9 protein-coding genes and 1 tRNA gene are annotated in these 9171 nt (G+C 62.0%); 2 read left to right on the forward strand and 8 right to left on the reverse strand.

Annotated elements, in window-relative coordinates; translation table 11 throughout:
* The 5 genes from ACIQ17_RS26570 to ACIQ17_RS26590 all read right to left on the reverse strand — a co-directional run.
* On the reverse strand, positions 1 to 942 hold a 942-nt coding region (locus ACIQ17_RS26570; RefSeq protein WP_398472315.1), incomplete at its 3' end, for a branched-chain amino acid ABC transporter permease.
* On the reverse strand, positions 939 to 1844 hold the full coding sequence (locus ACIQ17_RS26575; protein WP_398472316.1) for a branched-chain amino acid ABC transporter permease: 906 nt from the start codon (positions 1842 to 1844) through the stop codon (positions 939 to 941). The genes ACIQ17_RS26570 and ACIQ17_RS26575, both read right to left, overlap by 4 nt.
* A gap of 133 nt (positions 1845 to 1977) precedes the next feature.
* The gene (locus tag ACIQ17_RS26580) at positions 1978 to 3243 is read right to left on the reverse strand and encodes an ABC transporter substrate-binding protein (protein ID WP_398472317.1); all 1266 of its coding nucleotides are present in this window, start codon (positions 3241 to 3243) and stop codon (positions 1978 to 1980) included.
* Between the two features lie 106 nt (positions 3244 to 3349).
* Complete coding sequence (locus ACIQ17_RS26585; protein ID WP_398472318.1) at positions 3350 to 4345, reverse strand: alpha/beta hydrolase; 996 nt, start codon at positions 4343 to 4345, stop codon at positions 3350 to 3352.
* Positions 4346 to 4401: 56 nt separating this feature from the next.
* A complete protein-coding gene (locus tag ACIQ17_RS26590; RefSeq protein WP_398472319.1) occupies positions 4402 to 6039 on the reverse strand; it encodes a flavin-containing monooxygenase in 1638 nt (545 codons plus the stop codon).
* 136 nt (positions 6040 to 6175) lie between these two features.
* On the opposite strand from ACIQ17_RS26590, the gene ACIQ17_RS26595 reads away from it, so the two are divergent.
* On the forward strand, positions 6176 to 7093 hold the full coding sequence (locus tag ACIQ17_RS26595) for a LysR family transcriptional regulator (protein WP_398472320.1): 918 nt from the start codon (positions 6176 to 6178) through the stop codon (positions 7091 to 7093).
* A 1-nt stretch (position 7094) separates the two neighbouring features.
* On the opposite strand, the gene ACIQ17_RS26600 is transcribed toward ACIQ17_RS26595, so the two are convergent.
* A complete protein-coding gene (locus ACIQ17_RS26600) occupies positions 7095 to 7688 on the reverse strand; it encodes a GNAT family N-acetyltransferase (RefSeq protein ID WP_398472321.1) in 594 nt (197 codons plus the stop codon).
* A 132-nt stretch (positions 7689 to 7820) separates the two neighbouring features.
* A tRNA-Ser gene (locus tag ACIQ17_RS26605) sits at positions 7821 to 7910 on the reverse strand.
* A gap of 189 nt (positions 7911 to 8099) precedes the next feature.
* Here ACIQ17_RS26605 and ACIQ17_RS26610 point away from each other — a divergent pair.
* Entirely contained in the window at positions 8100 to 8759 is a 660-nt protein-coding gene (locus tag ACIQ17_RS26610) for a dihydrofolate reductase family protein (protein ID WP_398472322.1), read from the forward strand.
* Positions 8760 to 8764: 5 nt separating this feature from the next.
* Here ACIQ17_RS26610 and ACIQ17_RS26615 read toward each other — a convergent pair.
* Positions 8765 to 9171: hypothetical protein (locus ACIQ17_RS26615; protein ID WP_398472323.1), on the reverse strand; the 407-nt coding region annotated here is incomplete at its 5' end.

Raw genomic sequence — 9171 nt, forward strand, 5'->3', positions numbered from 1 at the left:
CTCCCTGAAGAAGTCGACGACAAAATCCGCCAGGCCCTTCCGCAGGCCGAGCACGATGGCTAGAATGACCAGCCCCAGCACCAGGCCGTGATGCTCGGTGTAGATATTGACGAAGTGTTCGAGCAGGCGCAGCAGGATGGCGCCGATGACCGGCCCGATGAAGAGCTGCGAACTGCCGAGCATGATCATGAAGATCGCCTCGCCTGACGTGGTCCAGAAGCCGAATTCCGGATAGGCCCCCGACACGAACAGCGCCAGCAGGATGCCGGCCACGCTCGCCATGGAGCCGGCAAGGACGAAGATGCCGAGCTTCATGCGGATGATATCCACGCCGAGATAATTGGCACGGTTCGGATTGTCGCGGATCAGGCGAAGCGTGTAGCCGAAGGGCGACTGCCAGACCTGCCGCATGATCAGGATGCAGATCACGAAAACGACGGCGCAGAACATATAGAGCGCAACGCTGTTGCTGAGATCGATGCCGAGGAATGGCGGACGCGGAATGCCGCCGCGGAGGCCCTGATCGCCGCCGGTCAGGCTCACCCATGTCAGGATGATCGAATGGATGAACATCTGGAAGGCCAGCGTGATGAAGGAGAAATAGATCTCCTTCAGCCGCACGCAGATGGCGCCGATCACGAGCGCCAGCACGGCAGTGCCAAAGACGGTGACCAGCATTGCCAGCGGGATCGAGACACGGCCGGTCTGCATCAGCAAACCGAACATGTAGGCGCCCGAGACGAAATAGGCCGCGTGGCCGAAGGAGACCTGACCGGTGAGGCCGACCAGCAGGTTCAGCGACATCGCCAGCAGGCCATAGGCCATCACATAGATCAGGAAGTCGCGCAGCGACGGCTTTGTGAAGATGAACGGGATCGCGACCAGCACGACGAGCGTGAAGACAGCGATGGCGGTATCGCGGAGGAAACCGGCTTTCATCATCGCGCCACCGCCCGGCCGAGCAGGCCGCTGGGTTTGACGATAAGAACGATGGCCATCATGCCGAACATGATGCCGTCGACGAACAGCGGGAAGCCGATCGCACCAAATGCACGCGTGAATCCGATCAGCAATGCGGCGATCAGGGCGCCGACGATCGAGCCCATGCCGCCGATCACGGTGACGATGAAGCTTTCGATCAGGATCGATAGCCCCATGCCGGGCGTCAGCGTGCGTGTCGGCGCGGCGAGCGCGCCGGCAATACCGGCCAGCACACTGCCGACACCGAACACGGCGGCATAGAGCAGCGTCGTGTTGATGCCGAGGGCGCCGACCATCTGGGGATTGATCGCCAGCGCGCGAATGATTTTGCCGATCCGCGTCTTCTCGATGGCGAGCCAGAGAATGGCGCCGATGGCGAGACTGGTGACGATCATGAAGACGTAATAAGCCGGCACAAAACCGCCGAGCAGCTCCAGCGGCGGCAGCGCGAACACTTCCGGCATGCCCATCATCTTGTATTCGGGGCCGGCGATGATCTTCACCAGATCGTCGAAGATCAGGATCACAGCGTAGCAGACCAGCAGCTGCATCAGGATGTCCTTGCCATACACCCTGCTGATGATGAACCGCTCGAAGATGATGCCGATCAGCCCGACGCCGGCCGCGCCTGCGAGGAAGGCGAGCAGGAAGCTGGACGTCGCCATATAGGTGGCATAGGCGATATAGGCGCCGGCCATGTAGAACGCGCCATGGGCGAAGTTGATGACGCCAAGCACGCCGAAGATCAGCGACAGGCCGGACGCGACCATGAACAACAGCATACCGATGATCAGTGCCGTCGAGACCTGCGTCACGGCGCAGGCAGATGACGATAGACAGGAAAATAGCGCTTCAAGATTCACGACGGCGATCCTTCGATGATCGGAGCTGGCCTGCTCCGGCCGCCGCGAACGGCGGGCCGGATGATTGGGTGAAATGAGCGGGCGTGCCGGACACGGACCGCGACGTCATGCTGCCATGACGCCGCAAGCTGGATCAGGCGAAGCCCTTCTCCTTCTTCCACTGCTTCTCGATCTCGAGGATCTTCGACCATTCGGTATCGACATAGTCGGTGACCCATGGTGCCTTGCTGACGGTTTTGCCCCAGGCCACCGGGTAGTTGATGATGGTGTGATCGCTCTCGCGCATGGTGATGCCACTGCCGCCGAAGGGCAGTTTCACCGTCATGCCGGCAATTTCCTTCGCCAATGCCGAACTGTCGGTGTTGCCATTGGTCCGGCGCACCGCCTCGATGATGAATTGCGACGCGGCATAGTTCTGCCAGGCCCAGTTGGTCGGCTCCTGCTGAGCGATCTTCACATATTCGTCGTTGAACGTGGCATTCTCCGGCGCTTCCGGGAAGAGCTTGTTGTAGCGATAGGCCGTGTTCAGACCTGCCGGCAGGTTCTTGATCGCAGCGAGGACCGGGGGATCACCGATGCCGCCGGCCGAGAAGAAGGCGGTGTTAGCGAACAGGCGATACAGATTGGACTGTTCGATGAAGGCCACGACATCGCCGCCCCACAGAGCCGAGTAAACGGCCTGCGGCTTGATCTGCATCAGCTTGGTGATGCTCTCGGTGTAATCGGGCGCGAACAGTTTTGGCCATAGCTGGTCGACGACTTCAATGGACGGCTCGAATACTTTGAAATATTGCAGGAACTCGGCGGTGTTGTCGCGGCCGTAAGCGTAGTCGGGCGAACAGGTCGCCCACTTCTTGAGCCCCTTCTCCTTGGCAATCTTCGCCGCGTAGCTGCCGCCGGCCACGGCGTCATGGATGCCCTGGCGCGCCGAGCGAAACACGTTCTTGCCGAACTGTTTTGGATCGGCCGTCAGCGACGAGGTCTCGCTGCAGGTGTGGATGCAGAGGATTCCGAGATCGCGCACGACCTCATGCACCGCGAAGCTGCCCGACGATGCTTCACCATCGATGATGATGTCGCAACCGTCATTGTTGATCAGGTCGCGCGTCACCTTGGCGGCTTCGTCGGGACGCCCCTTGGAATCGCGGTCCACCACTTCGAACTTGCGGCCATTGATGCCGCCGGCCTCATTGATCTGTTTGAAGGCGAGTTGCACCGCGTTGCGGCTGGACGTGCCGAGAATGGCGACGCGTCCGGACAGGATCGTGGGCAGGCCGATCTTGATCACCTTGGCCTGCGCACCGGCGATATGCGGCGTGCTGAATGCGGCCATGCCCGCCAGAGCGCCTGCGCCCTTGAGAACGCGCCGGCGTGAGATTCCGTTCGTCATTTTTGTCATTGAACCCTCCCTGAATGTTGCGTCCGGATTTTCCGGTACGAATTTTATTGTTTCCAGATCAGCGTCGTCTCGAAGTCACTGTCTCCTTGCATGTCATTCTGATCGATCAACGCGCTGCCGAAGATGGTGCAGCAGGAACATCGCGCTGTCCAACAGACTTTGCGAAAACCTCGCGTAAATTTGCCGCAACGAAATCGAGAATGCTGACGGCGGTGGGGACCACTTTGGTCATCGTCGCCACGCCATGTGTCTGATCGGAGAGATGGAGATGGGTGACGCGCACACCTTCCGCTTCCATGCGCATGGCGTAGGCACGCCCCTCCTCTTCCAGCGGATCGTGACCACAGGTGACCACGAGCGCGGGCGGCAATCCAGCGAGCGACGTCGCTTTCAACGGCGATGCACGCCAGTCCGCGCGATCGGCTTTGTTTGGCGTGTAGTGATCGCGGAAATGCACCATGGTGGCGCCGGAGATCACCATGCCCGGTAAATTCGGAATGTAGTCGGCAAGCTCGCGATCGATATCGACGACAGGATAGAGCAGCGTCTGCTGGATCGGCGCTGGAATGTCGCCATCTCGCCCGAATAGAGCAAGCACGGCAGCGAGATTACCGCCGGCACTGTCGCCGCCCACGGCCAGCTGCGCCGGATCGATGCGCAGGTTTTCGGCATCCGCGACCACTGCACGATAGGCCGCGACACAGTCATCGATGGCAGCAGGATACGGATGTTCGGGCGCGAGCCGGTAATCGACGGAGATCACGCAGCAGGCCACGCCATTGGCGAGATGGCAGCATAGACCGTCATGGGTTTCCAGGCTGCCAAGAATCCAGCCACCGCCATGGATAAAGACGAGACATGGCAACACCGCGTCAGCCACGACACCGCTCGGGCGGTAGACGCGCAGCGTGATCGCGCCGCCCGGCCCTTCAACGCTGATGTCGCGTCGCATCGAGACAGGCTGCGGCAAGAGCTGATGGGTCGTTCGTCGCGCGGCATGGGCTGCACGTGCATCCGCGACGGTCATGGCTTCGAACGGCTGCGCGCCGGCAGCGCGGCCGGCCGCAATGATCGCCTCGACGTCTGGATGTACGGCCTTCATCGCGTGTTCGCGACTCCTATGCTCAAGTCCTCTCGATCACTTCCATCCCGCGGCGCTCAGCTCAAAGCAAAACCACGGTAGCCACTCTGCGCCACGTCGTTGCAAATCGCAGTGTAACGCGCGAAACCGCCGGCATAGGGCATGAACACGCGTGGCTTGCCCGGCACATTGGCGCCGAGATACCAGGACGAGCTGGCCATCGGCAGCAACGTGGCATCCGCGGCCTCGTTGACATGCGCGACCCACTTCTCGGCGGAGTCTGTGTCGGCCTCGATGCGCTTCAATCCCTTGTCCCGCATCTGGCGGATGCAATCGGTGATCCAGTCCACATGCTGCTCGATCGCAATCGGCATGTTGCACAGCACCGACGGGCTGCCCGGTCCGGTGATGGTGAACAGGTTCGGGAATTTTGGCGATTGCAGGCCGAGATAGGTGCGCGGGCCGGCCGCCCATTCGTCTTTCAGCTTTGCGCCGTGGCTGCCGCTGATGTTGAGGTTGACCAGCGGTCCGGTCAGCGCATCGAAGCCGGTGGCGAAGACGATGATGTCGAGCTCGTATTCCTGCCTGGTGGTGCGGATGCCCTTCGGCGTGACCTCGACGATCGGCTCGGCCTTGATATCCACCAGCAGAACATTGTCGCGGTTGAAGGTCTCGAAATAGCCGCTGTCGATGGGCGGGCGCTTGGTGGCAAAGCCGTGATCGCGCGGCGTCAGCATCTCTGCGATCTCCGGGTTCTTCACCACGGTCTTGATCTTGTCGCGCAAGAAATCCGACGCGGTGAGATTGGCATCGGCATTCTGCAGAACATCCGAGAACGACGCCCTGAAACGCAGGCCACCGCGCTCCCACGCCTTCTCATAGATCTCCTGCCGCTCGGCGTCAGAGACGGACAATGCCGACTGCGTCGAGATGGAGAACGGATGGCCGTTGGTGCCGGCGCGCGCCAGCTTCCAGATGTCGTCGTAATTCTCGCGGGTGTGCTTGACCTCTTCCGCCGTCACGGGGCCGTTGCGTGCCGGGATGCTGTAATTGGCCGTGCGCTGGAACACCGTCAGATGCTGCGACTGTTCAGCGATGACGGGCGCGGCCTGGATGCCGGTCGAGCCCGTGCCGATCTGGCCAACGCGCTTGCCGGTCAAGTCGACGCCTTCATGGGGCCACAGGCCGGTGTGGTACCACTTGCCCTCGAAAGTCTCGAGGCCCTTCATCTGGGGCACATTGGCCGTGGAAAGGCAGCCGACGGCCGTGATCAGGAACGGCGCTGACAGCGACTGGCCGTCCTTCGTGCGCACAGTCCAGGTATTGGTGGCGTCGTCGAACGCGGCCGAGGTGACTTCCGTGTTCAGGCGGATGTCGCGCTTGAGGTCGAGCTTGTCGGCGACGAAGTTGAGATATTTCCGGATTTCCGGATGTTCCGGATAGCGCTCGCTCCAGCTCCATTCCTGCTCGATCTCCTTGTTGAAGGAGTAGCAATAGTAATAGCTCTCGGAATCGCAGCGGGCGCCCGGATATCGGTTCCAGTACCAGGTGCCGCCGACGCCGTCGGCCTTTTCCAGGATCACGGCATTGAGGCCGAGATCGTCGCGCAATTTGTGCAGCTGATAGAGGCCGGAAAAGCCTGCACCGATGATGATCGCGTCAAACTGGCGCGATGCGCCATTCACCGCAGGCGCGGTGCTCTCCTTGATGGCCAACGGACATCTCCCGTGTCGTGTTCTGTGGGGCGGCATGGCGCCGCGCTCGCTTGAATCGAAGGCTAGAGATTTGCCGGAGGGCTTTCCATACTCTATCGTTCAAACCTGATGTGAATTTTCGTCACAAGAGAAAAACGTGAACCGCTACACCGAGATGCTGGTTTTCGTGCGGGCTGCGGAAGATGGCAGCTTCTCCGCGGCAGCTCGCAACCTCGCCATCACGCCATCGGCGGTCAGCAAGCTGGTGGCAAGGCTGGAAGAGCGCGTGGGGGCGCTGCTGTTCCGGCGAGCGCACCGCAACATCGTGATGACGCCGGAGGGCGAGGTGTTTTATCAGGCCGCCCTCGCCGCCATCGAGGCCGTCGAGGCTGCGGACGCCACGGTGTTCAGCGGCATGCTCGGCCGCGAGACGCTGCGCATCCGCTCGATGCCGATCTTCGGCCAGACGGTGCTGGCGCAGAAACTCCCGGATTTCTGCCGCGCGCATCCTGACCTGCAGGTCGAGCTGCAGCTGCGGATCGATCCGGGCCCCCTGCTCGATGAAGGCACCGACGTGACCATCCATGTCGGCCATCTCAGCGACTCTTCGTTGGTCGCGACGCGCTTCACCTCGACGCGCTGGATCATCTGCGCGTCACCGAGCTATCTCGCCGAACACGGCGCCCCGTCGCATCCGCGCGAGCTGTCGCAACATGCCTGCCTGAACTTTCATTCGTCGATCGCAGCGAGCACCTGGACCGTCCGTGGCGAAGATGGCCAGTCGGTGCCGCTGTCCGTGAAGAGCCGCATCCGTTCGAACCAGGCCTCGGTGCTCATCCAGTTCGCCCGCGCCGGCCTCGGCATCGTGCGGCTGATCGAAACCCAAATCGCCGACGACCTCGCTCAAGGCCGGCTGGTCGAACTGTTTCCGCAGCATCAATGTCCGGAGGAACACCCGATCTATGCCGTCTATCAAAGCCGCCGCCTTCTCAGCAACCGCGTGCGCGTGTTCCTGGATTTTTTGAAGGCTACCTTCCCCGATCCGCCGCCTTGGCAATACTGGCGGCACTTGTAGATCAGCGCGGCTTTTCGTTCAGTTGATAGGTCAGATGCGCCTTCACGGTCGGCCATTCGCCGGGAAGGATGCTGTAGACCACCGTATCGCGCAGCGTGCCGTTGGGCGCGATCTGGTGATTGCGCAGGATGCCGTCCTGCTTGGCGCCGAGGCGTTCGATGGCGCGGCGGGACTGGTGATTGAAGAAATGGGTGCGAAACTCGACGGCGATGCAATCCAGCGTCTCGAAGGCATGGCCGAGCAGCATCAGCTTGCATTCCGTATTGAGTGCAGTGCGCTGAACCCATTTGCCATACCATGTGGAGCCGATCTCGACCCGACGGTTGGTGGCGTCCACGTTCATATAGGTGGTCATCCCGGCGATCTTGCCGGTGGCGTCCTTCACGGTGAAGGGCAGCATCGCGCCGGACTTCTGCAGCGTCAGTCGTCGCTCGATCTCGGTCGGCATCTGCTCCGGACCGGGAATGGCGGTGTACCAGATTTTCGACAGGTCGCCGTCTTGCGCCGCCGCGATCAGCCCGTCGCGGTGCTCGCTGCGCAGTGGTTCGAGCGTCGCATGCGTGCCGCTCAGCGTGACGGGTTCAAGCCATGGCATCGAAGAGTTCCTCGCGAGGTGCTGCCGACGCACATGGGTCGCCGGTCACCGCCTAGTATCGTGAATCGTTCCACGGCTTCAACACCAGCTCGGGCTGTCCTTCCGCTTTGGTTGTGCAGCGATGTAGGGAGATGGCGGAAAGGGTGGGATTCGAACCCACGGTACCCTTGCAGGCACGGCGGTTTTCAAGACCGCTGCCTTAAACCACTCGGCCACCTTTCCGTTGGTCACAGCGCTTAGCAAAGGGGGGGCGTCAGGGGAAGCGAAATGCGGGCGCCGATGGGCCCGACCACTATTTCCTCCGGTAGCCACATCGTGTCCCTGCCAATTTTCTTTGCGTTCCTGTCGGAACGGCATCCGCTCCGACGTCTTCAATGGGAACGTCAGTAATGGAATATCGGAGAGCGAGAAATGAGAAAGCTAGTCGTCGGCGCCTTTGTCAGCCTCGATGGAATCATGCAGGCGCCCGGCGGACCTGAGGAAGATCCGATCGGCGGCTTCAAATTCGGCGGCTGGGCAACATCCTATTTCGATGAAGCCATGGGCACCGCCGTGAGCGAGATGTTCAGCGCCCCGTTCGACCTCCTGCTCGGCCGCAAGACCTATGACATCTTTGCGGCCCACTGGCCCTATGCACCCGCGGACGATCCGATCGGCCCGCTGTTCGATCGCATCAACAAATACGTCGCAACGCGCAATCAGGGTTTCAAGGCGACCTGGCAGAACAGCCATCTGCTCGGCCCCGATGCGATCGCGTCCGTACGCCGATTGAAGGATGAGGACGGGCCGAATCTGCTGACCCAGGGCTCGACCGAATTCCTCAAGGCGCTGTTCGAGCACGGGCTGGTAGACGAGCTCTATGTCTCGATCTTCCCCGTGGTGCTCGGACGCGGCAAGCGGCTGTTCGGGGACGCTTCCATGCCAACGGCCTTGAAGCTGTTGTCGTCGCGAAGCAGCACCACCGGCGTCACCTGCAATCGCTACGCGCCCGACGGAGAGGTCGTCACCGGTTCGTTCGAATTCGCGCAGCCCACCGAGGCCGAACTCGAGCGGCGCAGGAACCTGACCTGACGCGCCTAGCGCGCTGGTGCCGTCTGCAGCGGCGCGCCGCCGACTGAAATGGCCCCTGCTGGCCGATCCGCCGGCGGGCGCTTGCGCGCTGCCGTCGGTGCCGGCCGCGGAGCCGCGGCCACCGGCGCGGCGGTCCCGGGCGCTGCGGAAGGGGCCGCCGCGGCGGCAGGCGCGGGTGGCGTCCGCCCCTGGATCTGGTCGATCTTCGTGGTCAGGCTCGTGACCAGCATGGTCAGTCCCTGAATCTGATCGGACAGGCGCTTCAGTTCGGCCTGCTGCGCATTCAACAGATTGGTGGCGCCCTGAATGGAATCGCCGGTCTGCTGCTGGAAAGCGGTGAAATCAGCCGCACTGACGGTTGGCTCGGAAGCGCTGGCGAGCACGTCCGAGCTTGAAGCGCTGCCCGAGGCAG

The organism is Tardiphaga sp., assembly GCF_044340795.1.
Lineage (GTDB): Bacteria > Pseudomonadota > Alphaproteobacteria > Rhizobiales > Xanthobacteraceae > Tardiphaga.